Genomic DNA, 26,320 nt, shown 5'->3' on the forward strand with positions numbered 1-26,320 from the left:
AGGGTCCCCACAGCACCCGCCGTGGCCGAGACCCGCCGTCAGGCGCCCGCGCCGAGTTCGCGAACCGCCTCCGCGAACGCGTCTCCTCGCTTGTTGTAGTCGGCGAACATGTCCATGGAGGCACAGGCAGGTGCCAGAAGCACCGTGTCTCCGGTGACGGCCAGGCGCCGCGCCTCCCGGACAGCCGCGAGCATCGCCCCAGTGTCGGTCCGGTCGAGGTCGACGACGGGTACTTCCGGCGCGTGTCGCGCCAGGGCTTCCCGGATCAGGGCGCGATCGGCGCCGATGAGCACGGCCCCGCGAAGCCGCTCGGCCGACTTGGCGACCAGCTCGTCGAAGGTCGCGCCCTTGGCCAGTCCGCCCGCGATCCACACGATCGACTCGTAGGCCGCCAACGAGGCCTCGGCGGCATGGGTGTTGGTGGCCTTGGAGTCGTCGACGTAGGCCACCCCTTCCACGTCGGCGACGTGCGCGATGCGGTGGGCGTCCGGGGTGAAGGCGCGCAGACCGTCCCGCACGGCGCGGGCGGGCACGCCGTAGGCACGGGCGAGGGCCGCCGCCGCAAGGGCGTTGGCGACGTTGTGCGGGGCCGGCGGGTTGACGTCGGAGACCTCGGCCAGCTCCTGGGCGTTCTTGTGGCGGTCCTCGACGAAGGCGCGGTCGACCAGGATGCCCTCCACGACGCCGAGTTGGGACGGCGCCGGGGTGCCCAGCGTGAAGCCGACGGCCCGGCAGCCCTCCTCGACGTCCGCCGCGCGCACCAGGTCCTCGGTGGCCTTGTCGGCCGCGTTGTAGACGCAGGCGACGCGATTGCCCTCGTAGACGCGGCCCTTGTCGGCGGCGTAGGCCTCCATGGAGCCGTGCCAGTCGAGGTGGTCGGGAGCGAGGTTCAGCACGGCCGCGGAGTGGGCGCGCAGCGAGGGCGCCCAGTGCAGCTGGTAGCTGGACAGCTCGACGGCGAGGACGTCGTAGCGCTCCTCGCCGAGCACCGCGTCCAGCAGCGAGACGCCGATGTTGCCGACGGCGGCGGTGCGCAGTCCGGCCGCCCGCAGGATCGAGGCGAGCATCTGGACGGTCGTGGTCTTGCCGTTGGTGCCGGTGACGGCGAGCCAGGGGGCGGCGTCGGGGCCGCGCAGCCGCCAGGCCAGTTCGACGTCGCCCCAGACCGGGACCCCGGCCTCGGCCGCCGCCGCGAACAGTGGCTTGTCCGGCCTCCAGCCCGGCGCGGTGACGATCAGCTCGGTGCCCTCGGGCAGGGTGTCGCCGTCGCCGAGGCGGACGGTGACTCCGAGCGCCTCCAGCTCCGCGGCCTGGGCCCGGGCGCGCTCGTCGGCGCCGTCGTTGACGACGGTGACGTGCGCGCCGAGGCCGTGCAGGACCTTGGCCGCCGGGACGCCGGAAACGCCGAGCCCGGCGACGGTGACGTGCTTGCCCTTGAGCTCCGAGGAGGTCACTTTTCCGCTGCCCATCCCGCGTAGAAGAGGCCCAGTCCGACAATCACACAGATGCCCTGAATGATCCAGAAGCGGACCACGACGAGGACTTCGGACCAGCCCTTGAGTTCGAAGTGGTGCTGCAGTGGCGCCATCCGGAAGACGCGCTTGCCGGTGAGGCGGAACGACCCGACCTGGATGACCACCGACATGGTGATCAGCACGAACAGACCGCCGAGGATGGCCAGCAGCAGCTCCGTGCGGGAGCAGATGGCCAGACCGGCGAGGACACCGCCGAGCGCCAGGGAGCCGGTGTCACCCATGAAGATCTTGGCCGGCGAGGTGTTCCACCATAGGAAGCCGAGGCAGGCGCCCATCAGCGCCGAGGCGACCACGGCGAGGTCGAGCGGGTCGCGCACCTCGTAGCAGGCGCCCGGGTTGGTCAGGGTGCCGGCGTTGGCGCAGGACTCCTGGAACTGCCAGACGCCGATGAAGGTGTAGGCGCCGAAGACCAGCACGGAGGCGCCGGTGGCGAGGCCGTCGAGGCCGTCGGTGAGGTTCACGCCGTTCGACATCGCGAGGATCATGAACAGCGCCCAGATGACGAACAGCACCGGGCCGATCGTCCAGCCGAAGTCGGTGATGAACGACAGCTTGGTGGAGGCCGGGGTGTTGCCGCGGTTGTCGGCGAACTGGAGCGACAGCACCGCGAAGGCGATACCGACGATCAGCTGGCCGGCCATCTTCGCCTTGGCCCGCAGACCCAGCGAGCGCCGCTTGACGATCTTGATGTAGTCGTCCAGGAAGCCGACCAGACCCATGCCGGCCATCAGGCCGAGCACCAGCAGACCGGAGAAGGTCGGCGGCTTGCCGGTGATCACCTTCGACAGGAAGTACGCGGCGATCGTGGCGAAGATGAAGGCGATACCACCCATGGTGGGCGTACCGCGCTTGCTGGCGTGCTCGCGCGGACCGTCGTCGCGGATGTACTGGCCGTAGCCCTTGCGGGCCAGCAGCTTGATCAGCAGCGGTGTGCCGACCAGCGTCAGGAACAGGCCGATGACGCCCGCGAACAGGATCTGATTCATCATCGGGCGGCGACCTCACCCTCGGCACCCGTGGCGAGCAGCGCCTCGGCGACACTCTCCAGCCCGACCGAACGGGACGCCTTCACGAGGACGACGTCCCCCGGGCGCAACTCGCTGCGCAACAGGTCGACCGCCGCCTGTGCGTCGGACACGTGCACCGACTCCTCACCCCACGAACCCTCGTTATATGCGCCCAGTTGCAGCCAGGCGGCTTCCCTGCCCCCGACCGCGACGAGCTTGCTGACGTTGAGCCGGACGGCGAGCCGCCCGACCGCGTCGTGCTCGGCGAGCGCCTCGTCCCCGAGCTCGGCCATCTTGCCGAGCACCGCCCACGTACGACGCCCCCTGCCCATGGCCACCAAGGCGCGCAGGGCGGCCCGCATGGACTCGGGGTTCGCGTTGTAGGCGTCGTTGACGACCGTCACGCCGTCCGGGCGCTCGGTGACCTCCATACGCCAGCGGGAGAGGGAGTCTGCCTCGGAGAGCGCGGTGGCGATCTCTTCCGCGGACATGCCCAGCTCATGGGCGACGGCGGCCGCGGCGAGCGCGTTCGACACGTGGTGCTCACCGTACAGGCGCATGGTCACATCACCGCACCCGGAGGGTGTGTGAAGGGTGAAAGAGGGCTGGCCGGAGTCCGTCAGACGCACGTTCTCGGCCCGTACGTCCGCTTCGTCGGCCTCTCCGAAGAGGACCACCTTGGCCTTGGTGCGCGACGCCATGGCGCGTACGAGGGGGTCGTCGGCGTTGAGGATCGCGGCGCCGCCGTCCTCCGCCGGCGGCAGCGCCTCGACCAGTTCGCCCTTCGCCTGCGCGATCTGCTCCCGGCCGCCGAACTCGCCGATGTGCGCGGTGCCGACGTTCAGGACCAGGCCGATTTTCGGTGGCGTCAGGCCGGTGAGGTACCGGATGTGGCCGATGCCGCGCGCGCCCATCTCCAGTACCAGGAACCGGGTTTCCTCGGTGGCGCTGAGCGCGGTCAGCGGCAGCCCGATCTCGTTGTTGAACGATCCGGGCGTCCACACCGTCGGCGCCTTGCGCTGGAGCACCTGCGCGATCAGGTCCTTGGTGCTGGTCTTGCCCGCGGAGCCGGTGAGCGCGACGAGGGTGGTGCCGAGCTCGCGCACGACGTGCCGGGCGAGGGCGCCGAGGGCGCTCTGGACGTCGTCCACGACGATCGCGGGCACGCCGACGGGACGCGACGCGAGTACCGCGACCGCGCCCGCCCCGACGACCTGTGCCGCGTAGTCGTGGCCGTCCACGCGTTCGCCGACGAAGGCGGCGAACAGGCTGCCGGGCACGACCTCACGTGAGTCCCGGACGACCGGTCCGGTCACCTGTGCCGACGGATCCGGTATGTCGTGCGTCTGCCCGCCGACGACTTCTGCGATCTCGGCGAGGGAGAGGGCGATCACAAGTTCATCCCCTGGGTCTTCTGGATTTTCATCCCTGGGTCTTCCGGATTGCTTCGCGCAGTACCTGGCGGTCGTCGAACGGACGGACCACCCCGGCGATGTCCTGGCCCTGCTCATGGCCCTTGCCCGCGACCAGTACGGTGTCCCCCGGCCGCGCCCGGCCGACGGCGGCGGCGATGGCGGCGGCCCGGTCCTCGAACAGCAGCACCTCTCCGCGTTCGTGCGCGGGCACCGTCGCCGCGCCCTGCAGCATGGTGGCGAGGATCGCGAGGGGATCCTCGGAGCGCGGGTTGTCGGAGGTCAGTACGGCCGTGTCGGCGAGCCGGGCCACGGCCGCGCCCATCGGCTCCCGCTTGGTGGTGTCCCGGTCGCCGCCGCAGCCGAGCACGACGTGCACCTGACCCTTGGTGACCTTGCGCAGCGCCTTGAGGACGGATTCGACGGCGTCCGTCTTGTGGGCGTAGTCGACGACCGCGAGGTAGTCCTGGCCGGCGTCCACCCGCTCCAGGCGGCCCGGCACCCCCGGCACGGCGGCGACGCCGTCGGCGGCGGTCTGCGGGTCGAAGCCGGCGGCCGCGAGCGCGACGATCGCGGCGAGGGTGTTCGCCACGTTGAACGGTCCCGGCAGCGGCGACCTGGCGCGGATCCGCGCGCCGTCCGGACCGACCACGGTGAACGGCGAGTCCAGCGGGCCGACCTCGACGTCCTCGGCCCGCCAGTCGGCGTCCGGGTGGCCCTCGGCGGAGTAGGTGACGACCGGGACGCCGGCCTCCCGGGCGAGCCGACGGCCGTACTCGTCGTCGACGTTGACCACGCCGAGCCTGCTGCGCTCCGGGGTGAACAGCTGTGCCTTGGCCCGGAAGTAGTCCTCCATGTCGGAGTGGAACTCCATGTGTTCCGGGCTGAGGTTGGTGAAGACCGCGACGTCGAAGACGCAGCCGTCGACCCGGCCGAGGACCAGCGCGTGGCTGGAGACCTCCATGGCGACCGCCTCGACCCCGCGTTCCCGCATCACGGCGAACAGGGCCTGCAGATCGGTGGCTTCGGGCGTGGTGCGCTCGGACTTGATGCGCTCGTCGCCGATCCGGGTCTCGACCGTGCCGATCAGACCGGCGCTGCGGCCCGTCCTGATCCCGCCCTCGACCAGATAGGCGGTGGTGGTCTTGCCGGAGGTGCCGGTGATGCCGATCTGGAGCAGCTCGCGGCCCGGGTGGCCGTAGATCGTCGCCGCCAGCTCGCCCATCTCCGCGCGCGGGTCGCCGACGGTGAGCACCGGCAGTCCGGTGGCGGCGGCGCGCTCGGCGCCGGCCGGGTCGGTCAGCACCGCGGCGGCGCCCAGACCGACGGCCTGGGTGACGAAGTCGGCGCCGTGCACGCGGGCGCCGGGCAGCGCGGCGTACAGGTCTCCGGGGCGGACGGCGCGCGAGTCATGGGTGATTCCCGTGACCGCGGCGGCTCCTTCCGGGGCGGTGACACCCAGCTGATCGGCGAGCTCCGCGAGGGGTGTGGCGGAGACCCGTTCCGGCCTCGGCGGTCCCGGGTAGGTCACGGGAACGTCCTTCTGAGTGGTGGGGGACTGATCAGCGTGTGGCACGGCGGTGAGCGTACCGGGCGCACCCGCTCCGGAGCGAAGTGAGGGGCGGGGGCTGCTCTGGTTCCCGGGATCGGGGGTGATCGTTGTCACGGATGGTTCCTGGGGGTGCTCGTGCTGCTCAGGGTTTGAAGGTGACCGGGAGCCTCGCGGGCCCGGCTCCCGTCGGCGGGACCTGGAGGGTCTTCAGGGCGAACTCCATCACCTGCTTGTAGACGGGGCCGCAGATCTGGCCCCCGAAGTAGCTGCCCTTGGTGGCGTTCTGGATGGCGCAGTAGACGGTGACGCGGGGCTTGTCCGCGGGTGCGAATCCGGCGAAGGACGAGGTGTAGCCGCGGTACTTGCCGGTGTCCGGATCCACACGGTTGGCGGTGCCGGTCTTGCCCGCGACCCGGTAGCCGGGGATGCGCGCCTTGGTGCCGGTGCCTTCCTCGTCGTCGACGACCGACTCCAGCATCCGGGCGAGCGTCGTGGCCGTCTTCTGGCTCACCACCCGTGTCCTGTCCGGTTCCGGGGCGGGCGTGAAGCGTCCGTCGGGCCCCTTGGTGCCGCGTACCAGCGTGGGTTCGACGCGCATGCCGCCGTTGGCGATGGTCGAGTACACGGAGGCCGCCTGCATCGCGTTGATGGACACGCCCTGGCCGAAAGGAATCGTGTACTGCTGCGACGTCGACCACTGGTCCGGCGGCGCCAGGATGCCCTTGGTCTCGCCGGGGAAGTCCAGCCCGGTGTAGCCGCCGATGCCGAACTTCCGCAGATACGTGTGGAGCACCCGGTTGGCCTCCGCCTGCGTCCTGCCGAGCTGCCCGGTGGCCAGGATGGTGCCGATGTTGCTGGACTTGGCCAGCACGCCGTTGAGCGTCAGGTACCAGGTCGGGTGGTCGATGTCGTCCTGGAACAGCCGGTCGCCCCGGTGCAGCCGGTTGGGCACGACGACGTGCGTCCGGGGCGTGGCGACGTTCTCCTCCAGCACGGCGGCCATCGACATGACCTTGGCGGTGGAGCCGGGCTCGAAGGCGTCCTGGAGGGCCGCGTTGCCCATGGCGGCCGCGTCGGCCGTGGTCAGGTCGTTGGGGTCGAAGCCGGGCGAGTTGGCCATGGCGAGGATCTCGCCGGTGCGGGTGTCCTGCACGATCACGTAGCCGCGGTCCGCGTCCGACTCCTCCACCTGCTCGGCGATGGCGTTCTGCGCGGCCCACTGGATGTCGCGGTCGATGGTCAGCTCGATGTCGGAACCGGGCACCGCGGGCGTCTCGGTGGAGCCGACCGTCGGCACCTGGAGGCCCCCGGACTGGGCGTAGCGGATCTTGCCGTCCTCGCCGGCCAGCTGCTCGTCCAGCTGCTGCTCGACACCGCCGCCGCCCTTGCCCTCGGCGTTGACCCAGCCCAGTATCCCGGCGGCCAGGTCGCCGTTGGGGTACACCCGCTTGCTGCTGGGTTCGGCGAGGACGCCGCCGAGCACGTTGACGGTGCTCCTGTCGGTCTCCGCCTTCGCGGCCAGCGCGGTCCTCAGGTCCTTGATCTGCTTCCAGACCTGCGGGGTCTGCCGCGTGGCGAGCCTGACGTAGCGGAGCTTGCTGTCCTTGGGGCGCAGCTTGCTCGTGAGCTCGGCCTGGTCCTTGCCGAGGATCGGCGCGAGGAGCGCCGCCGCCTGCTCGGGCGCGTCGTCGATCTTCAGCTGCTCGCGGGTGAACAGCGTGGGGTCGGCGGTGATGTCGTAGGCGTCGACGCTGGTCGCCAGGGCCACGCCGGTGCGGTCGGTGATCTCGCCGCGCTGGGCGGCGAGGGTGTGCACGACATACCGGTTCTGCTGGGCCTTGGCCGCGTAGGCGCTCGCGTCGACCGCCTGCACCTGGAGCAGCCGGACGACGAAGACCATCATCACGAGGGTCAGCGCGAAGCCGATCAGGCGCAGCCGGGGACGGGGGCTGCCGAGCCGGAGGGCGGGCGGGGCAGCGGGACGGGGCCGGCCGGGCCCCCGGGCCGAGCGGGCGCCGGGGCCGGGGCGCCGCCGGCCCGCCGGGTGGTCGGGCCGCGCGGGTCCGGGCACGCGGCGGCGCGGCGGTTCCCTGTCGGTCACTTCCGTCACCTGCCGGAGGGTGTGGGCGGGAGGGGGGCGGGGGGGCCGGCGGGCGCCCGGGAGGACGCGCCGGTGGGGGTGGCGGACGGTGCTGCCGTGCGGGTGGCCGAGGGCGTCGGGGTGGCGGTCGCCGCGGCCGTGGGGGCGGTGCGGGTGCCCATGGGCGCGGGTGAGCCGGACAGGGTGGGCGCGGGGCCGGTGGCCATCGCCTCGGGCGCGAGGACGAGGGGGTCGCGCGCGGAGGCCGGTTCGGCGGCGACGGCGGACGGGACACCCTTGACGGTGCCGTCGGGGTCGAGGAACGCGGGGTCCGAGCCGGGGACCATGCCGAGTTCGCGGGCGCGCCGCTGGAGGGCGTCGGGGGCCGAGTACGCGTTGATGTCGCGCTGCAGGGCCTGCTCCTCGTCGGTGAGGCTCTTGGTCTCCTTCTGGAGGTCGTCCAGCTGGAACGACCCTTCGCTGAGCGCGGAGTTCAGCACCAGCAGGCCGATGAGGCCGCCGCCGAGGAGCAGGACGACGAGCAGGACGAAGGGCGTCCGCGCGGCCTGCGCCCGTCCGGTGGGGAGCAGTTGCGCGAGCCGTGCCGCCCTTCCCCTCAGTTCGGGTTTCCTGCTCACTCACCCTCCCTTGGCGCGGATGCCGGATCCGGTCGTGCGGTGAGGGGGGACCGGGGACCCGCCGCGGGGTCCGCGGCCGAGCCCCCGCCCCGTCGGCTGCCTCACGAGACGTCCTCCCTGATCCGCTGGGCGGCGCGCAGTCGCGCCGGGGCCGCCCTGCGGTTCTCGGCGACCTCCTCCTCGGTGGGAAGTTCGGCACCACGGGTGAGCAGCTTGAGCCGGGGCTGGTACTGCTCGGGCACCACGGGCAGCCCGGGCGGGGCGGTGGTGGCGGCGCCCGCCGTGAAGACCTGCTTGACCAGCCGGTCCTCCAGCGAGTGGTACGACAGCACGGCGATCCGCCCGCCGACGTCCAGCGCCGCGACCGCCGCCGGGATCGCCCGCTCCAGCACGGACAGCTCGCCGTTGACCTCGATGCGCAGGGCCTGGAAGGTGCGCTTGGCCGGGTTGCCGCCGGTGCGCTTGGCGGCCTGCGGCAGCGCGTCCCGGATCAGCTCCACCAGCCGCGCGCTGTTGCTGAACGGCTCCTTCTCGCGCTCGCGCACGACGGCGGCCACGATGCGCTTGGCCTGCTTCTCCTCGCCGTACGCCCGCAGGATCCGCACCAGCTCGCCGGCCGGGTAGGTGTTGAGGACCTCGGCGGCGCTGACGCCGGTCGACTGGTCCATGCGCATGTCGAGCGGGGCGTCCTGCGCGTAGGCGAAGCCGCGGTCGGCCTCGTCGAGCTGCATGGAGGAGACCCCGAGGTCGAACAGGACGCCCTGCACGCGCGCGATGCCGAGCCTGTCCAGCACCTCGGGCAGCTCGTCGTACACGGCGTGCACGAGGTCGGCGCGCTCCCCGTACGGCGCGAGCCGCTCGCCGGACAGGCGCAGCGCCTCCTTGTCCCGGTCCAGGGCGACGAGGCGGGCCTCGGGGAAGCGGGCGAGGAGCGCCTCGCTGTGGCCGCCGAGGCCGAGCGTGCAGTCGACGACCACGGCTCCAGGCCGCTCCAGGGCGGGTGCCAACAGGTCCAGGCACCGCTGGAGCATCACCGGGACGTGTCGACTCTGGCTCAAGGGGCCCTCTCAGGTCCGGCGGGCCGCACGTACTGCCGGGTCCCCGTCCTCCCCCAGCGAGCTGGGGGACCCCCGGTGAAGGGAAGGCCCGCCGGCGCCGGAGGCGTCAGCCGGCCGGGAGCGGTGGAGGCCGAGCCGTACGTACGCGCCGCGCACGTGGGAGATCTCCGGCGGCCACGCCGGAATCCGGGGAATTCGCTGCAGCGGGGAGAGCCTCGCCTCCCGCTTCGCGTCACTTTAGTCCACCCTCTGTCCCGGTCAATCAACCGGCCTGCGCGTCGCGGCGGCCGTCGGCGACGACCCGCGCGCCGGCGAGGATCACTCGGAAGGCCGCACGGCGCCACGCGTGTGGGTTAGCTCACATCAAGGCCCGATGACGTTCTTTGTCCTGCCGCACAACAGGACCCGACCGTCCGTGACCAGTACCGTCATCACCATGACGACTTCTGCATCGGTTCCCGCCGGCCCTGAGGACGCCATAGCCGGCGTCGGCACCGTCACCGACCGTCTCGTCGAGGCCAACGAGCGCTACGCGGCCGCCTTCGGCGACCCGGGCATGGACGCCCGCCCGGTCCTCCAGGTCGCCGTGGTGGCCTGCATGGACGCCCGGCTCGACCTGCACGCCGCACTCGGCCTGCAGCTCGGCGACTGCCACACCATCCGCAACGCGGGCGGCGTCGTGACCGACGACGTGATCCGCTCGCTCACCATCAGCCAGCGCAAGCTGGGCACCCGCAGCGTGGTCCTCATCCACCACACCGGCTGCGGGCTGGAATCCCTCACCGAGGACTTCCGCACCGAACTGGAGGCGGAGATCGGCCAGCGTCCGGCCTGGGCGGTGGAGTCCTTCAAGGACGTCGACCAGGACGTCCGGCAGTCGATGCGGCGGGTGCGCACCTCGCCGTTCCTGCTCCACACCGACGACGTGCGCGGCTTCGTGTTCGACGTACGGACGGGCCTGCTGCGCGAGATCGACCCCGCGTGACCGCCGCCCGGGGCTCTCGTTCTTCGGGAATCCCGGGCACAGGGCAGAACAAATTGCCGTAAGACCCGACATATCGCGGCCAGTTGTCCACAGTCGAGTGACACGAATCGGTAACGGCAGCAAGAATGCGGGTGGTGGCGTCGCGCGGGACCATTCACGCGCGGTGTCCGTGTTTCGGGGTGGGCCGGATACGCATCGCAGAGCGTCGGCCCGTAAGAAAGAACGGGCCGAGGAGGGCCGGGTGACGACCTATGACGATCGAGCGAGCCTCACTGATCTGACTGCCACCGCGGATAGGGTCCGCGGTGCGGTGGAAGAAGTGATCGAGGGCAAGCCCGAGGTCGTGCGGCTTTCGCTGACCGTACTGCTCGCCGAGGGGCATCTTCTGATCGAGGACGTCCCCGGCGTGGGCAAGACGATGCTGGCCAAGACGCTGGCACGGTCCATCGACTGTTCGGTGCGGCGTATCCAGTTCACGCCCGACCTGCTGCCCTCGGACATCACCGGGGTGTCCATCTGGGACCAGCAGCGCCGGGACTTCGAGTTCAAGCCGGGCGCGATCTTCGCCCAGATCGTGATCGGCGACGAGATCAACCGCGCCTCGCCGAAGACCCAGTCCGCGCTGCTGGAGTCGATGGAGGAGCGCCAGGTCACCATCGACGGGCAGACCTACGAGCTGCCCAGCCCCTTCATGGTGGTCGCCACGCAGAACCCGGTCGAGATGGAGGGCACCTACCCCCTCCCCGAGGCGCAGCGCGACCGCTTCATGGCCCGGGTCTCCATCGGCTACCCGAGCGCGGAGGCCGAGCTGCAGATGCTGGACGTGCACGGCGGGGTGAGCCCGCTGGACGACCTCCAGCCGGTGGCGCACGCGCACGAGATCGTCAAACTGATAGAGGCGGTGCGCGGCGTCCACGTCGCCGAGAGCGTCCGGCGGTACGCGGTGGACCTGGTCGCGGCCACCCGCAACCACCCCGACCTCAGACTCGGCGCCTCCCCGCGCGCGACGCTGCACCTGCTGCGCGCGGCGAAGGCCTCGGCGGCCCTGGCCGGCCGGGACTACGCCCTGCCGGACGACGTCCAGGCCCTCGCGGTGGCCGTGCTGGCGCACCGCCTGCTGCCCACCGCGCAGGCCCAGCTCAACCGCCGCACGGCGGAGCAGGTGGTCCAGGAGATCCTGCAGCGCACCCCCGTGCCCTCGACACCCCAGCAGAACGCCTTCGGCGGGCTGGGCCACGGGGCACAGGCGTACGGCCAGCAGCCGCCCCGGAGGCTGTGATGACCGCCCCGGCGGCACCCGGGTCCGCCGACGCCGCCCAGGGCGACAAGGGCGGACCCCGCACGGCCCTGTCCGGTCTGACCACCCGCGGCCGGTCCTTCCTCGCCGCCGGGATCGCCGCCGCCGTGTGTGCCTACGTCCTCGGCCAGAGCGACCTGCTCCGGGTCGGCCTGCTGCTGGCGGCGCTCCCCCTGGTGTGCGCGACGGTGCTGTACCGCACGCGCTACCGGGTGGCCGGCAGCCGCAGGCTCGCCCCCGCGCGCGTGCCCGCCGGTGCCGAGGCGCGGGTCCATCTGCGGATGGACAACGTCTCCCGGCTGCCGACCGGCCTGCTGATGCTCCAGGACCGGGTGCCGTACGTGCTCGGCCCGCGCCCGCGTTTCGTGCTCGACCGCGTGGAGCCGGGCGGCCGCCGCGAGGTGTCCTACCGCGTCCGCTCCGACCTGCGCGGCCGCTATCCGCTGGGCCCGCTCCAGTTGCGCCTGACCGACCCGTTCGGGATGTGCGAGCTGACGCGGTCCTTCTCCACGTACGACACCCTGACGGTGATCCCGCGCGTGGAGCCGCTGCCGCCGGTGCGGCTGACCGGCGAGGCGAAGGGGTACGGCGACGGGCGGCTGCGCTCACTGGCGCTGGCGGGCGAGGACGACGTGATCCCGCGCGGGTACCGCTACGGCGACGACCTGCGCCGCGTGCACTGGCGCTCCACCGCCCGCTACGGCGAGCTGATGGTGCGCCGCGAGGAGCAGCCGCAGCGCGCGCGCTGCACGGTGCTGCTGGACACCCGGGGCGTCGCCTTCGCGGGCGCGGGCCCCGACTCCGCCTTCGAATGGGCCGTCGCCGGAACCGCGTCCGTGCTGGTGCACATGCTCGAACGCGGCTTCTCCGTCCGGCTGTTGACCGACACCGGCACGTCGGTGCCCGGCGAGGGTGCGGACGGCTTCGCCGGTGCGAGCCAGGAGTCGGCGGACGCGGCCGGACTGATGATGGACACCCTCGCGGTGATCGACCACTCCGACGGCACGGGCCTGTCGCGGGCGTACGACCTGCTGCGCGGCGGGCACGAGGGGCTGTTGGTGGCCTTCTTCGGCGACCTCGACGAGGAGCAGGCGGCGGTGGCCGCCCGGATGCGCCAGCGCACCGGCGGCGCGGTCGCCTTCGTCCTGGACAGCGCGGACTGGGTGCGGGAACCCCACGACGTGCCCGGCCCGTTGACCGGTGAGGAGGACCGGCTGCGGATGCTGCGCGAGGCCGGCTGGACGGCCGTGCGGGTCCCGCGCGGCGCGCCGCTGCACGAGCTGTGGCGCCAGGCGGAGCGGGAGCGCACGGGCGTCGTGGCGGCGGGCGGCACGGCCGGCGGGGAGGGGTGGTCATGAGCGGGCAGGCGCGGATGGCGCTGTGCGCCACGGCGGCGACGCTGATGGCCGCGTGCGCCCTGCTGCCCCTGGTCGACCAGGTCTCCTGGTTCCTCCAGGCGGCCGTCCTGCTGGCCCTCCAGACGGGAGTGGGCGCGGCCGCCCGGCGGGTGCCGCTGGCGCGTCCGCTGACGGTGACCGTGCAGACCCTGGTCACGCTGATGCTGCTGACCCTGGTCTTCGCCCCGGAGTACGCGATCATCGGGGTGATCCCCGGCCCCGACGCCTTCGTGCACTTCGCCGACCTGCTCCAGCAGGGCACCCAGGACGTCGGGCGGTACGCCATCCCGGCACCGCTGTCCGTCGGCATCAAGCTGATGCTCGTCGGCGGCGTGCTGGTGATCGGGCTCGCCGTCGACGTGCTCGCGGTGACCTTCCGCAGCGCCGCCCCTGCCGGGCTCCCGCTGCTCGCGCTGTACTCGGTGGCCGCGGGTCTGTCCGACGGCGCCGGCGGCTGGGTGTGGTTCCTGATCGCGGCGGCCGGCTATCTGATGCTGCTGCTCGTGGAAGGGCGCGACCGGCTGTCGCAGTGGGGCCGGGTGTTCGGCGGCGCGCAGCGCGGCCGCGGCGGGGAGCCGAGCGGTCCGGTGGCACCGGTGCGCGCGGGGCGGCGGATCGGTGTGGTGGCGCTGGGCATAGCCCTGGCCGTCCCGCTGGCCCTGCCCGCGATGGACGGCGGCCTGCTGGACCCCGCCGGGACGGGTGTCGGCACGGGCGGCCAGGGCGGCGGCACGATCTCCGCGGTGAACCCGCTGGTGTCCCTGCGCGACAGCCTGAACGTCGAAGAGGACCGCACGGTCATGACCCTGCGCACCAGCACCGGCGACCTCTCCCACATGTATCTGCGGATCGTGTCTCTCGACGACTTCGACGGCACCACCTGGAAGCCCTCCCGGCGGAACATCGTCGCGGTGCCGGACGAGCTCCCGACCCCCGCGGGCCTCGGCCCGGACGTCCGGCGCGCCGAGGTCCGCACCCGGATCGCGGCCTCGGACTCGTACGCGCAGGACTGGCTGCCGATGCCCTATCCGCCGAGCGGCGTGGAGGTCGACGGCAACTGGCGCTACGAGCCGGTCGGCATGACGCTCGTCGGCGACCACGGCCAGACGACCCGCGGCTCCACCTACGAGGTGACCAGCCTCGACGTCCGGCCGACGGCGGAGCAGCTGGCCTCGGCACCGGAGCCGCCCTCGGTGCTCCAGCGCGAGTTCACCGAGGTGCCGGACTCGCTGCCGGGCATCGTGTCGCGCACGGCCCGCGAGATCACCAGTGACGCCAAGAACCCCTACGAGCAGGCGGTCGCGCTCCAGGACTACTTCGCGGTGAGCGGCGGCTTCCAGTACGACACCGAGGTGCAGGCGGGCAGCGGCTCCCAGGCGATCGCCCGCTTCCTGCGGGACAAGCGGGGCTTCTGCGTCCACTTCTCCTTCGCCATGGCGTCGATGGCCCGCACCCTCGGCATACCGGCCCGGGTCGCCGTGGGCTTCGCGCCCGGCACGACGCAGGCGGACGGGACGGTGACGGTGGGGCTCCGGGACGCGCACGCGTGGCCCGAGCTGTACTTCGAGGGCGTGGGCTGGACCCGCTTCGAGCCGACCCCGAACCGGGGCTCGACGCCCTCGTACACCCAGCCCGAGGTGCCCAGCGACATCCCCGACCTGCCGGAGGCCTCGCAGACCGCGGAGACGGCTCCCTCGGCCGAGCCGTCCGCCGGCGCGAGCTGCGCGGAACAGGACCGGCGGGACCAGATGTGCGGCGGAGCGCTGCCGCTGGACCCGGGCTCCTCGGACGACGGCGGCCGCCCCTGGTACGAGACGGCGGGCTGGACGCTGCTGGTCGCCGCGCTGGTCGTGGTGCCGCTGCTGCCCATGCTGTGGCGGCTCAGACGACGGTCCGTGCGGCTGGCCTCGGCCCGGCACACCGGCTCCGCGCCCCCGGGTGCGGACAGTGGTGACGACGTCGGGGTGACCACCCTCGCCGTGCAGCCGGACGAGCGGTATGCCGCCGAGACGGCCGCCGGGCACGTGCTGGCCGTCTGGCGCGAACTGACGGACACCGCCTGGGACTACGGCATCGCACCGGACGACGCGCTGACCCCGCGCAAGGCGGCCGCGCGGATCGTGCGGCTCGGCCGTCTGGACGAGCCGACGTCCCTGTCGGTGCACCGGGTGGCCACCGCCGTGGAGCAGGTGCTGTTCGCACCGGAGCCGCGCGCGGAGTCCGGACTGGCCGACGACGTGCGCGTGCTGCGGGGGGCGCTGCGCTCGCGGGCCGGGTGGCGGACCCGGGTCCGCGCGGTCCTCGCGCCGCGTTCGGCCGTTCGCGCGCTGTGGGACCTCAATGATCGGTGGCTCGCGACGAAGGGCCGCGTGGCGGCCGGCTGGTCGGCGGCACTCGCCCGCCGCCCGTTCGGCCAGCAGAGCGGCTGAGGACCGGACGGAACGAGGTGAGGGGGCCGGCACCCGGTGGGTGCCGGCCCCCCTCTCACGTGTCCGCGGAGCTCCGGCGCCGTGCGTCTGCCCGGGTCACGGCATGCGTGAGGGGTTGCCGTCCGGTGGACGGCAACCCCTCACTCACGTCGTGGGAGCGTTCGGGAGTCAGTGGCCCTGTTGCTCGTCGCGGCGTCGCTGCCAGCGCTGCTCGATGCGATCCATCATCGAACGCCGCTGACGTCCTTGACGGCCGGCGTGGGGGGCTCCCGCGGCGGGCTGCTCGCCCGGCTTGGGGGCCTTGCGCCAACCGGTCACGGCGAGTACCGCGCAGCCCAGCATGACGAGGAAGCCCACCACGCTGAGCCAGACCTGCTTGGCGACCATTCCGGCCATGAGGAGCGCGATACCTACGAGGAAGCCCGCGACCGCCTGGTAGACCCGTCGCCGGGTGTACGTACGCAGCCCGCTTCCCTCAAGCGCTGTCGCGAACTTGGGATCTTCGGCGTACAGCGCTCGCTCCATCTGCTCGAGCATGCGCTGCTCGTGCTCTGAGAGCGGCACGGAGTCCTCCTCATCGTGCAGTCGCCGGGGCGACCCGGGGGGTCCCTTCAGGATAGGCAGGGAATCGCCCCCGTGAAACCCGCCCCTCTGCGCCAATTGGCCAACCGGAACCCGCCATGGCCGGACCGGCCCGCTGAGATTCACATTCCCCGGCGGCCGACCCGTCATGCCGGGCGGTCTCCCTCGATCATACGGCGACAAGGCCCCGATCGGGGGGCCTGTGGCGTACTCCATCCGCAAGCAACGCGCTGATCAGCGGCGTCTCACAGGAGGCGCTCAGGCCCCGGTGGGCACCCGCGTCTCACCCAGCACGTGAAGCTGCGTGGCCACCGCGTGGAACGCGGGCAGCTCGGCCGCCGCGGCCTCCAGCGTGAGCAGGGCGTCCATGGCGCCGGGCTCGGTGTCCACCAGGACGCCGGGCACCAGATCGGCGAAGACCCGCACCCCGTGCACGGCGGCGACGGCGAGGCCGGCGCCCTCGACCAGCCCGGTGAGCTGGTCGGCGGTGAAGCGGCGCGGCATCGGGTCACCCGAGCCCCAGCGGCCGTTCGGGTCCTCCAGGGCCTGCTTGGCCTCCGTGAAGTGCCCCGCGAGGGCGCGCGCGAGCACGGCGCCGCCGAGGCCTGCGGCGAGCAGGCTGAGGACGCCGTCGGGTCGGAGCGCGGCGACCGCGTTGCCGATGCCCTCGGCCGGGTCGTCCACGTACTCCAGGACGCCGTGGCACAGCACCGCGTCGTAGCCGCCCCGCTCGACCACGTCGAACAGGCCCCGGGCGTCGCCCTGCACACCCTTCACCCGGTCGGCGACGCCGGCCTCGGCGGCGCGGCGCTCCAGGGCGAAGAGCGCGTTCGGGCTGGGGTCGACGACGGTGACGCGGTGCCCGAGGCCGGCGACGGGCACCGCGAACTTGCCGCTGCCGCCCCCGGTGTCGAGGACGTCCAGCGACTCCCGGCCGGTGGCCTTGACCCGGCGGTCCAGGGCGTCCCGGAGGACCTCCCACACCACGGCGGTGCGGAGCGCGGTGCGCGGACGAGGTGGGTCGGAACGCAGCGACGCCCCTTGCGGGTGACGAGGGGAGGCGGGCGGGCGCATCGGGTCCGACACGGCAGTTGACTCCTCGGCGCGGCACCGCCCTCGTGCGGGGCGGAGCGAACGGGCTGCCTCCCGCCCAGGACGCGGGAGGGAAGGCTTCAGGCGCCTTCCACCCTATTGCCTCCGGCGCGAGGGCCGGTCATCGCGTTCGGCGCATGTTCCTCCTGACCACGCGTGGTTTCGGCGGCGGCACACGGCCCTCAGCCGGCGTCGGGCATGCCGTGGTGACGGTCCGTGGAGGGGCCGCGCTCCTGGACACCGTCCGCGTCCGGGCGGGGCTGCGGGAGAACCGGCTGGAGCACCAGCATCCGCTCGACGAGGCGGAGGAACATCGCGACGTCGCGTATCAGGTCGTCGGCGTCCCGGCGGCCGGCCGCGCCCTGGATGCCCGCCTCGGCCCGGGCACGGCGCCGGGCCCCCGAGGCGAACAGGGCGCTCCATTCGGTGAGCTCCGGCGCTATCTCGGGGAGCACTTCCCAGGCGCTCCTGATCCGGGCCCGGCGTCGGGGGCTGGTCTCCGGCCGGCCCCGCGCGGCCAGTACGGCGGCGGCGGTGCGCAGGGCGGCGAGGTGGGCGGTGGCGTAGCGCTCGTTCGGCGTTTCGAGGGCTGCTGCCTCTTCGAGCCCGGTGCGGGCCTGGGCGAGCAGGTCGAGGGCGGCGGGCGGGGCCGAGGCCCGGCGGAGCACGGGGTGCACGTCGCCCGCCGGACCGGTCAGTGAGGGGGCAGGGCCGGATGCGCGGCGCCGACGGGCGGCGGCTGCGGACGAGTTGGCCATGACGAACCTCCTGTCGTCTTGGTGACGGCACGCCCTCATACGGGGTGCCGTATGTGCCCATCGTGGGGTATGGCACTGACAATCCGTTCTGACCTGGGCTTTTGCTTCGATCGCAGGTTCGGGTTACTTTTGCACTGACCAGTCAGTTCAAATTGTCGGCTCAAGTGGTGCGGATCATCTGGGGGCACTGTGGGGGGAACCGTGGCGGGACTCGCCGTCACCATGCGCGACTTCGGGCTGGAAGGGCCCCGTGGCTGGACCTTCCGCGGCATCTCCTGCACGGCGGAGCCCGGCTCGCTGATCGCGATCGAGGGCCCGTCCGGGTCGGGGCGCACCAGCCTGCTGCTCGCACTCACCGGGCGGATGAAGGCCACCGAGGGGACGGCGGAGGTGGGCGACGCCCGGCTGCCCCGGCAGATGGCGGCCCTGCGGGGGGTCAGCGCCCTCGCGCACGTCCCCGGCGTCACCGACCTCGACCCGGCCCTGACCGTGGGCGAGCACCTGCGCGAAAGGGCACTGCTGCAACGCCGCTTCGGTGGCTCGCTGCGAGGTCTGCTGCGGCCGCGCGCGGAGCGCGCCGAGAAGGCACGGCTGCGCATCGAGGCCGCCCTGGGCGCCGCCGGACTCGACCGTCAGGCACTGCCCAAGGGCTCCCGGACCGCCGTGCGCGACCTGGAGCGCGTGGAGGCGCTGCGGCTGTCCGTCGCGCTGGCGCTCGTCGGGCGCCCGCGGCTGCTCGGGGTCGACGACACCGACCTCAAGCTCTCGGACGCCGAGCGGGCCGAGGTGTGGGCGCTGCTCAGGTCGCTCACCGAGGCCGGGACGACCGTGGTGGCGGTGTGCAGCGAGGCGCCCGGGGACGCCGTGCTGCTGTCCACCGACCGCACCGGGGGTGACGTACCGAGGGAGCCCGGCGCCGAAAGCGACGTACCGCAGGAGCCCGGCGCCGAGGGCGACGTCGACGGTGCGGCGGACGGCGACACCGACCTGGAGGGCGCCGGCGACGTCCCGGACGCCCGCGACGACGTGAAGGAGGCGGCGGATGCGTGCGCCGAGGCTGGCCGCGCTTGAGCTGCGGCGGCTCGGCCGGGGGAAGCTCCCCCGGGCGGCCCTGGTGGCGCTGTTGCTGCTCCCGCTGCTGTACGGCGCGCTGTACCTGTGGTCCTTCTGGGACCCGTACGGCCGCCTGGACCGGATCCCCGTGGCGCTGGTCAACGACGACAAGGGCGCGACCGCCGACGGGAAGCGGGTCGAGGCGGGCGACGACATCGTGGCGGGACTGCGCGGTAGCGAGGTCTTCGACTGGCACGAGGTGAGCGCCGAGGAGGCACGCGCGGGCGTCGAGGACGGCAGGTACTACCTGTCGCTCACGATGCCGGCCGACTTCAGCGGGCGCATCGCCTCCAGTTCGGGTGACTCCCCCGAGACGGGCGCGCTCCAGGTCCGCACGAACGACGCGAACAACTACATCGTCGGGCAGATATCGCGGACGGTGTTCAGCGAGGTCCGCACGGCGGCGTCCACCAAGGCGTCGCGGTCCTTCCTGGACCGGATCTTCATCTCCTTCTCCGACATCCACGGCGAGACGGTGAAGGCGGCAGGCGGCGCCGACAAGCTCAAGAACGGCATCGGGACGGCCGAGCGGGGTTCCAAGGATCTCGCCGACGGCCTGAAGGAGGCCAAGGACGGCAGCGGGGACCTCTCCTCGGGCCTGACGAAGCTCACCACCGGTGCGAGCGACCTCGAGGACGGTTCGGCACGGGTCGCGGAGGGCACGCAGACGCTCGCCGACCAGGTCAACGGCATCGCGGACAAGCTGGGGCCCTTCCTGGAAGACAACGAGCGGACCATCGGCGACACGGCACTGCTGGTCGCCGACTCCTCCGCCGCGATCCGCGACAACCTCGACACGCTGGTGAAGCGGGCGCCCGCCGCCGCCACCGGGGCCCATCTGGCCTCCGACACGCTGAGCGACATCCACCAGAGGCGCTGCGAGACGCCGGTGCTGCCCGACCCCGCCTGCTCCGACCTGGCGAAGGCCATGGACTCGGCGGGCGACGTGGCGACGATCGCGGACGACCTCAACACGGTGATCAGCGGCTACGACGGCGACATGGACGCGCTGGACGGGCACCTCGCCACGCTGGAGAAGCAGGCCCGCGCGCTCGCCCAGGACGCCCCCCACCTGTCGGAGGACCTCGATGAGGCCGTCGCGAAGATCAACAAGCTGAACGAGGGTGCCGGGAAGGTGGCCAAGGGCGCCGAGGCGCTGCACAGGGGGCTGGGCACCGCCCGGACCGGCGCGGTCGACCTCGACACGGGGGTCGGCGAGCTCAAGACGGGCGCGGACGATCTCAGTGGGGGCATGTTCAAGCTGGTCGACGGCTCCGTGAAGCTCGCGAGCGGGCTGCACGACGGCGCGGAGCAGATCCCCGACTACGACGAGCGGGAGCGCGACGCGCGCACGCAGGTCATGGCGGACCCCGTCCAGCTCGCCTCCAGGTCGCTGCACGAGGCGCCCAACTACGGCACGGGTTTCGCGCCGTACTTCATCCCGCTGTCGCTGTGGGTGGGCGCGATGGTGGCCTACATGCTGATCGCGCCCCTCAACCGGCGGGCGCTGGCCACCGGCGCCTCCGCCTGGCGGATCGCGCTGGCGGGCTGGCTGCCGGTGCTGGCGATCGGCGTGCTCCAGACGGTGGCCCTGATGTCGGTGCTGCACTGGGCTGTCGGGCTGGAGATGGTGCGGGCGGCCGGGACCGTGGGCTTCCTCTTCCTGGTGACGGCCTGCTTCGCGGCGATCGTCCAGTGGCTGAACGCGCGCTTCGGCGCCGCCGGCCGGATCCTGGTGCTGGCCCTGCTGATGCTGCAGCTGACGTCCGCCGGAGGCACCTACCCCGTGCAGACCAGTCCGGGCTTCTTCAACGCGCTGCACCCCTTCCTGCCGATGAGCCACGTCGTCGAGGCGCTCAGAAGGCTCATCACGGGTGGGGGTCTCGGTCCGGTGTGGCAGGCGTGCGTGGTGCTCGCCGCGTTCACGGTGGGGGCCCTCGCGCTGACCGCGCTGTCGGCGCGCCGCCGCCAGGTGTGGACGCTGGACCGGCTGCACCCGGAACTGAGCCTGTGACCTCGTCGGCTGCGCCCTACAACGATGCCGTTCCTGTGACAATCAGGGCCATGGAAAGCAGCAGCGCCACGTCGGGGGCGAGTACCCGCCGCGAGGCGACCCGGCAGAAGCTCTACGAGGCGGCGGTCACGCTCATCGCGGAGCAGGGCTTCTCCGCGACCACGGTGGACGAGATCGCCGAGCGTGCCGGGGTCGCCAAGGGCACCGTGTACTACAACTTCGCCAGCAAGTCCGTCCTCTTCGAGGAGCTGCTGCGGCACGGAGTGGGCCTGCTCACCGCCTCCCTGCAAGAGGCGGCCGAGCGGACGGCGAAGGACGGCGGCACCAAGGTGGCCGCGCTGGACGCGATGATCCGGGCGGGGCTCGTCTTCATCGACCGGTACCCGGCCTTCACGCAGTTGTACGTGGCCGAGCTGTGGCGCACCAACCGGGCCTGGCAGTCCACGCTGCTGGTGGTCCGCCGACAGGCGGTGGCCGTCGTCGAGGGCGTGCTGCGCGAGGGCATCGAGCAGGGCGAGTTCAGCGAGGAGATCGATGTGCCGCTGACGGCGGCGGCGCTGGTCGGGATGGTGCTGGTGGCCGCGCTGGACTGGCAGGCCTTCCAGCCGGAGCGTTCCCTGGACGACGTGCACGCGGCGTTGTCGCGCCTGTTGCAGGGGCGGGTGAGCGGGCGACCGTAGGAGCGGATGAACAGGCGCCGTAGGAGCGGATGAGCGGGCGGCCTTAGGGGCGCGAACGGAAGGCGCCGGTCCGGATCGTGGCCGCGTCCCCCGCGGGCCACGCCGAACCGGCGCTTCCTCGTGCTCCCCCGTGCTCCCCCGTCTTTTCCGTTCCCCCCGTCCCCCCCCCGTCTCCGTTCCCCCGGCGGGCCCCCGTACGGTCGTTCCTCCCCGGGCTCCCCCGTGTCTCGCTCCCGCCGACGCGAGCCGGCGGAAGGAGCGGTCCAGGGCCTCGCCGTTCCGCCGCCCCGTGTCGGCGGTGCCGGCGAGGGGCCCCTTTCCGTGCCCCCACTCTCTCGTTCGCGCTGGTGCGGCCCCATCCGCGCGCGTACTCAACTGTGCCGCTGAGTACGCGTACTCAGCCGTCCGTGTCGGTCCCCAGGACGCGCGGCCGCCCCGTGGTTACGATCGCGTCCGTGTCGGTACTCCCTCTCGTCTTCACCAGCGGCTGGGCCAGCGGCGTCAACGCGTACGCCGTGGTGCTGCTGCTCGGCTTCTTCGGCGCGACGGGACTGAGCGACGAGGTCCCCGAGACGCTGCAACGCCCCGAGGTGCTCATCACGGCGGGCGTGCTGTTCCTCTGCGAGGCGGTCGCCGACAAGATCCCGTACGTCGACTCCGTGTGGGACTCGGTGCACACCCTGATCCGGCCCGCCGCGGGCGCCTGGGTCGGGGCGCTGCTGGCCGGCCAGAGCGCTTCGCTGTCCGATCTGGCGGCGGGCGCCATCGGCGGTTCGACGGCGCTGGCCAGCCATGCCGTCAAGGCCGGGACACGGATGGCGGTGAACGCGTCGCCGGAGCCCTTCAGCAACGTGATCATCAGCATCGCCGAGGACCTGGGTGTCGGCGGGCTCGTGACGTTCGCGGTCTTCCACCCCGAGGCGGCGGCGATCATCGCGGCGATCCTGCTGGTCGCCGGGCTGATCACGCTGTACTTCCTCGCCTCCCGCATCCACCGCTTCCTGCGCCGCAGGGCACAACGCCGGGAGGAACGGCGCATGGCCCGGCACGAGGGCGGTCCGCCGGGGTGACGCCGGGCGTCCGCCCCCGGCCGCAGGCCCGGTCACGGAGTGTCAGTGCGGGCCGATAAAGTCGCGGTCATGGCACGGATTGCGGTGATCGGCGCGGGGATGGGCGCCATGGCGGCTGCCGCGCGGCTGGCCGTCGCGGGCCACCGGGTGACGGTGTACGAGCGTACGGAGACGTACGGCGGGGCGGTGCGACGGCGGGAGCGGGACGGGTTCGCCTTCGACACCGGCCCCGGCGTGCTGCCGTTGCCCGCCGTCTGGCGGGACCTGTTCCTCAAGACCGGCAAGGAGCCGCTGGAGGCGTGCGTCGAGCTGGCGCAGGTCGATCCGTCGGCCCGGCACGTCTTCGCGGACGGCACGGAGCTGTCCGTGCCGAACGCCTCGCGCGCGGGCGTCGTCGCCGCCCTCGACGAGGCGCTGGGCTCGGGCGCGGGCGACCGCTGGGGCGACTTCCTGGTGCGGGCCCGCGAGGCCTGGGACCGTACGCGCCGGCCCCTCCTGGAGGAGCCGCTGTGGTCGAACTGGCCGGTGCTGGCCGAGCGCGAGCCCTACCCCTCGGTCCCTCACAAGAAGCTGCTGCGCACCCGCAGGGCCGGCACGCTCGCCGAGGTCGGCGCCTGGGAGCTGCGCGACCCCCGCCTGGTCGCCCTGCTGGAGAGCCATGCGCTGGCCTACGGCCTCGACCCGCGCGTGGCACCGGCCGGCGCGGCCGTGCTGCCGTACATGGAGCACGCCTTCGGCACCTGGTACGTGCGCGGCGGCATCCGGGAACTGGCGCGCGCGGTGCACGAGCGCTGCCTTACCCGCCGGGTGGAGTTCGTCTTCGGCGCCGAGGTCACCGGGCTCCTGGAGAAGGACGGTCGGGCGACGGGAGTGGAGCTGGCCGACGGGACGACGGCGGAGGCGGACTTCGTGGTCGCGGGTGTCGCGCCCGGCGCCCTGCCGGGCATGCCCGAACGGCCCGCCGGCGAGGTCGCTCCCCAGCAGGGGCTGCCCAGCCGTCTGACGGTACTGCTCGCGCTGCGGGGCACCCGGCCGCAGGGCACACCGCACCGGACGGTGGTGCACACCGCGGACCGGGACGGCGAGTTGGAGGCCGTCTTCGGCTCCGGACCGGCGACCCGGGCTGCGCAGCCCACGGTCACCGTCCTGCGCCCCGACGATCCGCGGCTGGTCCCGGACTCCGGCCACGAGGCGGTCACCCTGACGGCCACCGCCGCGGCCGCGGCCTCCACGGAGAGCTGTGCCGAGCGCGCCGAAGCCATGATCACCGCCGCCGAGCGGGCGATTCCGGACCTGCGTTCCCGGCTCCTGTGGCACGAGCCGTACACCCCGGCCGACATCGCCGAGGCGACCGGCGCGCGGGGCGGCGCGATCCCGGCCCCGGCGCTTGCGGCGGCCGGCGGCGCACTGCTGCATCCGTCCAACAGCACCGCGCTGCCGGGCCTGTTCACCGTCGGCGGCTGGTCCCACCCGGGCGGTGGCCTTCCGCACGCCGGGATGTCGGGAGCGCTGGTCTCGGGACTGATCGTGGAGGGACCGGACTTCACTGGCTCCCGCTGAGGAGGCGCCGGCGCGCGCTCAGTGACTCAGAACCGGTACTGCTCGTCGTACCCGTTCCCCTGCTGCTGCGTCTGGCCGTCGCCCTGGTACGGATACGGCTGCTCCGGCGGCAGTTCGCCCCCGTACGGGTCGTCGGCACTGCGCTGCTGCGGCACCCACACGCCGCCGGCCGGGGTCTCGCCGCCGTAGCCGCCGGTCGCGTACTGGTCCTGGCCGTAACCCTGCTGGCCGTACTGCTGCTGGTCGTACCCGGTGTCGTACGAGCCGCTGTAGGTCTGGGTCCCGATGTACGGGTCGGAGTAGGCGGCGTACTGCTGCTGCCCGCCGGTGTCGTAGCCGTACTGCTGCTGGCCGTAGCCCGCGTAGCCGTCGTAGGCATAGGCCTGGTCGGTGGACTGGGCGGTCGCGGCGTACTGGTCCTGGGTCTGACCCTGGCCGGCGTAGGTGCCGGTGTCGCCGTACACGCCGTAGGAGCCGGTGTCGTCGGGCATCGGCTGCGGCTCGTACACGGAGGTGGTCTCGGCGGCCGTCGCGGCACCGGGACGGGCGGGCGTGAAGACGTCGTCACGCTCGTAGTCGTCCTGGCCGTATCCGGCGCCGCCCTGCTCGTACGGGCCGTCGTCGTCGCCGTGACCGGACGCCGCGAGGTCGGAGACCTCCAGCGACGGGTCCTGGTGCTCGGGCTCACCGCGGCGGCGCTTGCTGCCCAGGCTCGGACGCCCCGTGACCGCCCAGCCGGCGGCGAAGCCACGGCGGAACGACAGGGTGACGTAGGTCTGCCCGACCGCGAAGGCCGCCGCGCCCAGTCCGATCACGATGACGGACGGGATCAGCACGCCGACGACCACACCGAGGAAGCCGGCGAACGCCAGCAACCGCCAGCGGAGCCGCGCCTTGTACTGCAGCAGCACCTCGCCGAGCAGCCACAGCGCGACGATGCCGAACGCGATGTAGAGGACCGTCCAGCCCATGTACGCCCCTCTCCCAGTGGCCGTTACGCAGTGTGTCGTATGAGCGTGCGACCGGTCTAGGCCCGCGGTGGGTGGTGCAGGCCCAGGTTCTCGTAGATTTCCAGGGTCGCCGTGGAGTTGTTGAGCGTGATGAAGTGCAGACCCGGCACTCCCTCGGCCAGCAGCCGTGCGCAGAACTCGGTGGCGAACTCGATCCCCAAGGAGCGTACAGCGGACGGATTGTCTTTCGCTGTGAGGATCCGCTCTTTCAGAGTGGACGGAATGTGGGCGTTGCTGAGCTGCGGCAGCCGCTCCAGCATCCGCACGCTGGTCACGGGCATGACCTCGGGGATGACCGGCGTCGCGCAGCCCGCGGCGGCCACTCGGTCACGCAGTCGAAGGTAGGACTCCGGCTGGAAGAACATCTGTGTGATCGCGTAGTCGGCGCCGGCGCGGCACTTGTCGACGAAGTGCCGCACGTCCGTGTCCCAGTCGGCGGAGCGCGGGTGCATCTCCGGGAAGGCCGCGACGCCCACGCAGAAGTCGCCCGACTCCTTGATGAGGCGGACGAGTTCGGAGGCGTAGGCCAGGCCCTTGGGGTGCGCCACCCAGTCGCCCATCGGGTCGCCGGGCGGGTCGCCGCGCAGGGCGAGCATGTTGCGGATGCCGGCGTCGGCGAACTGGCCGATCACATTGCGCAGCTCGCCGATCGAGTGGTCGACCGCCGTGAGGTGGGCGACCGGGGTGAGCGTCGTGTCCGCGACGATCTGCTGCGTCTCCTTGACCGTGCTGGCGCGGGTGGAGCCGCCGGCACCGTACGTCACGGAGACGAAGTCGGGAGCCACCGCTTCGACCCTGCGCAGCGCCTCCCACAGGCTGCGCTCGCCCTTGGCGGTCTTCGGCGCGTAGAACTCGAACGAGTACGTCGTCTTGCCGGCGGCGAGCATGTCACGCACGGTGCGTGCGCGGTCAGTCCTGGTGGACGCGGTTCCGAAGGCCATACGGGCAGGTTAGCCAGGGGGCGCCGGTCCCCCAACCGGATGCAGGAAATTTGCCCGGATTGTCGGCTTGTTGTCCATCCCTTGGACACCCTGCCGTCACATGGGCCCCG

Annotated in this window: 21 protein-coding genes; 9 read left to right on the plus strand and 12 right to left on the minus strand. The window is 72.7% G+C overall.

What is annotated here, in order from left to right; all coding sequences use genetic code 11:
* Nucleotides 1-38 precede the first annotated feature (38 nt).
* The 7 genes from murD to rsmH form a co-directional block, all read right to left on the minus strand.
* Nucleotides 39-1,469 (minus strand): UDP-N-acetylmuramoyl-L-alanine--D-glutamate ligase, encoded by a 1,431-nt coding sequence (gene murD, locus ACZ7LV_RS07425; RefSeq protein WP_471936712.1) that lies wholly within the window; start codon nt 1,467-1,469, stop codon nt 39-41.
* On the minus strand, nt 1,451-2,524 hold the full coding sequence (mraY, locus tag ACZ7LV_RS07430; protein ID WP_401676426.1) for a phospho-N-acetylmuramoyl-pentapeptide-transferase: 1,074 nt from the start codon (nt 2,522-2,524) through the stop codon (nt 1,451-1,453). The genes murD and mraY overlap by 19 nt, the downstream gene beginning before the upstream one ends.
* Nucleotides 2,521-3,936, minus strand: a complete 1,416-nt coding sequence (locus tag ACZ7LV_RS07435) for a UDP-N-acetylmuramoyl-tripeptide--D-alanyl-D-alanine ligase (protein WP_471936714.1) — start codon at nt 3,934-3,936, stop codon at nt 2,521-2,523. Before ACZ7LV_RS07435 ends, mraY begins: the two co-directional genes overlap by 4 nt.
* Nucleotides 3,937-3,964: 28 nt before the next feature.
* Entirely contained in the window at nt 3,965-5,485 is a 1,521-nt protein-coding gene (locus ACZ7LV_RS07440) for a UDP-N-acetylmuramoyl-L-alanyl-D-glutamate--2,6-diaminopimelate ligase (protein WP_471936716.1), read from the minus strand.
* A gap of 163 nt (nt 5,486-5,648) precedes the next feature.
* Complete coding sequence (locus ACZ7LV_RS07445; RefSeq protein ID WP_471937777.1) at nt 5,649-7,607, minus strand: peptidoglycan D,D-transpeptidase FtsI family protein; 1,959 nt, start codon at nt 7,605-7,607, stop codon at nt 5,649-5,651.
* Nucleotides 7,608-7,612: 5 nt separating this feature from the next.
* Nucleotides 7,613-8,224 (minus strand): cell division protein FtsL, encoded by a 612-nt coding sequence (gene ftsL, locus ACZ7LV_RS07450; RefSeq protein WP_471936718.1) that lies wholly within the window; start codon nt 8,222-8,224, stop codon nt 7,613-7,615.
* Between the two features lie 101 nt (nt 8,225-8,325).
* A complete protein-coding gene (rsmH, locus tag ACZ7LV_RS07455; protein WP_471936720.1) occupies nt 8,326-9,282 on the minus strand; it encodes a 16S rRNA (cytosine(1402)-N(4))-methyltransferase RsmH in 957 nt (318 codons plus the stop codon).
* 436 nt (nt 9,283-9,718) lie between these two features.
* Between rsmH and ACZ7LV_RS07460 the strand changes: the two genes are divergently transcribed.
* The 4 genes from ACZ7LV_RS07460 (at nt 9,719) to ACZ7LV_RS07475 (ending at nt 15,390) form a co-directional block, all read left to right on the plus strand.
* Nucleotides 9,719-10,267, plus strand: coding sequence for a beta-class carbonic anhydrase (locus ACZ7LV_RS07460; RefSeq protein WP_471936722.1), 549 nt, complete (start codon nt 9,719-9,721; stop codon nt 10,265-10,267).
* 241 nt (nt 10,268-10,508) lie between these two features.
* Entirely contained in the window at nt 10,509-11,546 is a 1,038-nt protein-coding gene (locus ACZ7LV_RS07465) for an AAA family ATPase (protein WP_471936725.1), read from the plus strand.
* Nucleotides 11,546-12,922, plus strand: coding sequence for a DUF58 domain-containing protein (locus tag ACZ7LV_RS07470; protein WP_471936727.1), 1,377 nt, complete (start codon nt 11,546-11,548; stop codon nt 12,920-12,922). The genes ACZ7LV_RS07465 and ACZ7LV_RS07470 overlap by 1 nt, the downstream gene beginning before the upstream one ends.
* The gene (locus ACZ7LV_RS07475) at nt 12,919-15,390 is read left to right on the plus strand and encodes a transglutaminase TgpA family protein (protein ID WP_471936729.1); all 2,472 of its coding nucleotides are present in this window, start codon (nt 12,919-12,921) and stop codon (nt 15,388-15,390) included. The genes ACZ7LV_RS07470 and ACZ7LV_RS07475 overlap by 4 nt, the downstream gene beginning before the upstream one ends.
* 168 nt (nt 15,391-15,558) lie before the next feature.
* On the opposite strand, the gene ACZ7LV_RS07480 is transcribed toward ACZ7LV_RS07475, so the two are convergent.
* From ACZ7LV_RS07480 to ACZ7LV_RS07490, 3 genes are all read right to left on the minus strand, one after another.
* Nucleotides 15,559-15,954 (minus strand): DUF3040 domain-containing protein, encoded by a 396-nt coding sequence (locus ACZ7LV_RS07480; protein WP_365448555.1) that lies wholly within the window; start codon nt 15,952-15,954, stop codon nt 15,559-15,561.
* Between the two features lie 276 nt (nt 15,955-16,230).
* Nucleotides 16,231-17,058, minus strand: coding sequence for a methyltransferase (locus tag ACZ7LV_RS07485; RefSeq protein ID WP_471936732.1), 828 nt, complete (start codon nt 17,056-17,058; stop codon nt 16,231-16,233).
* A 188-nt stretch (nt 17,059-17,246) separates the two neighbouring features.
* Nucleotides 17,247-17,822, minus strand: coding sequence for an SAV_6107 family HEPN domain-containing protein (locus tag ACZ7LV_RS07490; protein WP_471936734.1), 576 nt, complete (start codon nt 17,820-17,822; stop codon nt 17,247-17,249).
* A gap of 222 nt (nt 17,823-18,044) precedes the next feature.
* Here ACZ7LV_RS07490 and ACZ7LV_RS07495 point away from each other — a divergent pair, with 222 nt between their 5' ends.
* From ACZ7LV_RS07495 to ACZ7LV_RS07515, 5 genes are all read left to right on the plus strand, one after another.
* Complete coding sequence (locus ACZ7LV_RS07495) at nt 18,045-18,893, plus strand: ATP-binding cassette domain-containing protein (RefSeq protein ID WP_471937779.1); 849 nt, start codon at nt 18,045-18,047, stop codon at nt 18,891-18,893.
* Complete coding sequence (locus tag ACZ7LV_RS07500) at nt 18,865-20,949, plus strand: YhgE/Pip family protein (protein ID WP_471936736.1); 2,085 nt, start codon at nt 18,865-18,867, stop codon at nt 20,947-20,949. Before ACZ7LV_RS07495 ends, ACZ7LV_RS07500 begins: the two co-directional genes overlap by 29 nt.
* A gap of 50 nt (nt 20,950-20,999) precedes the next feature.
* Entirely contained in the window at nt 21,000-21,629 is a 630-nt protein-coding gene (locus tag ACZ7LV_RS07505; RefSeq protein WP_401676439.1) for a TetR/AcrR family transcriptional regulator, read from the plus strand.
* 455 nt (nt 21,630-22,084) lie between these two features.
* Nucleotides 22,085-22,699, plus strand: a complete 615-nt coding sequence (locus ACZ7LV_RS07510; RefSeq protein ID WP_471936738.1) for a DUF4126 domain-containing protein — start codon at nt 22,085-22,087, stop codon at nt 22,697-22,699.
* A 69-nt stretch (nt 22,700-22,768) separates the two neighbouring features.
* Complete coding sequence (locus ACZ7LV_RS07515) at nt 22,769-24,259, plus strand: phytoene desaturase family protein (RefSeq protein WP_471936740.1); 1,491 nt, start codon at nt 22,769-22,771, stop codon at nt 24,257-24,259.
* A gap of 26 nt (nt 24,260-24,285) precedes the next feature.
* Here ACZ7LV_RS07515 and ACZ7LV_RS07520 read toward each other — a convergent pair whose 3' ends face one another.
* Both ACZ7LV_RS07520 and metF read right to left on the minus strand, forming a co-directional pair.
* Nucleotides 24,286-25,230, minus strand: a complete 945-nt coding sequence (locus ACZ7LV_RS07520; RefSeq protein ID WP_471936742.1) for an SCO2102 family sporulation regulator — start codon at nt 25,228-25,230, stop codon at nt 24,286-24,288.
* Between the two features lie 56 nt (nt 25,231-25,286).
* Entirely contained in the window at nt 25,287-26,210 is a 924-nt protein-coding gene (gene metF, locus ACZ7LV_RS07525; RefSeq protein WP_471936744.1) for a methylenetetrahydrofolate reductase [NAD(P)H], read from the minus strand.
* Nucleotides 26,211-26,320 lie beyond the last annotated feature (110 nt).

It is taken from the genome of Streptomyces sp. NPDC107562 (genome assembly GCF_055657325.1).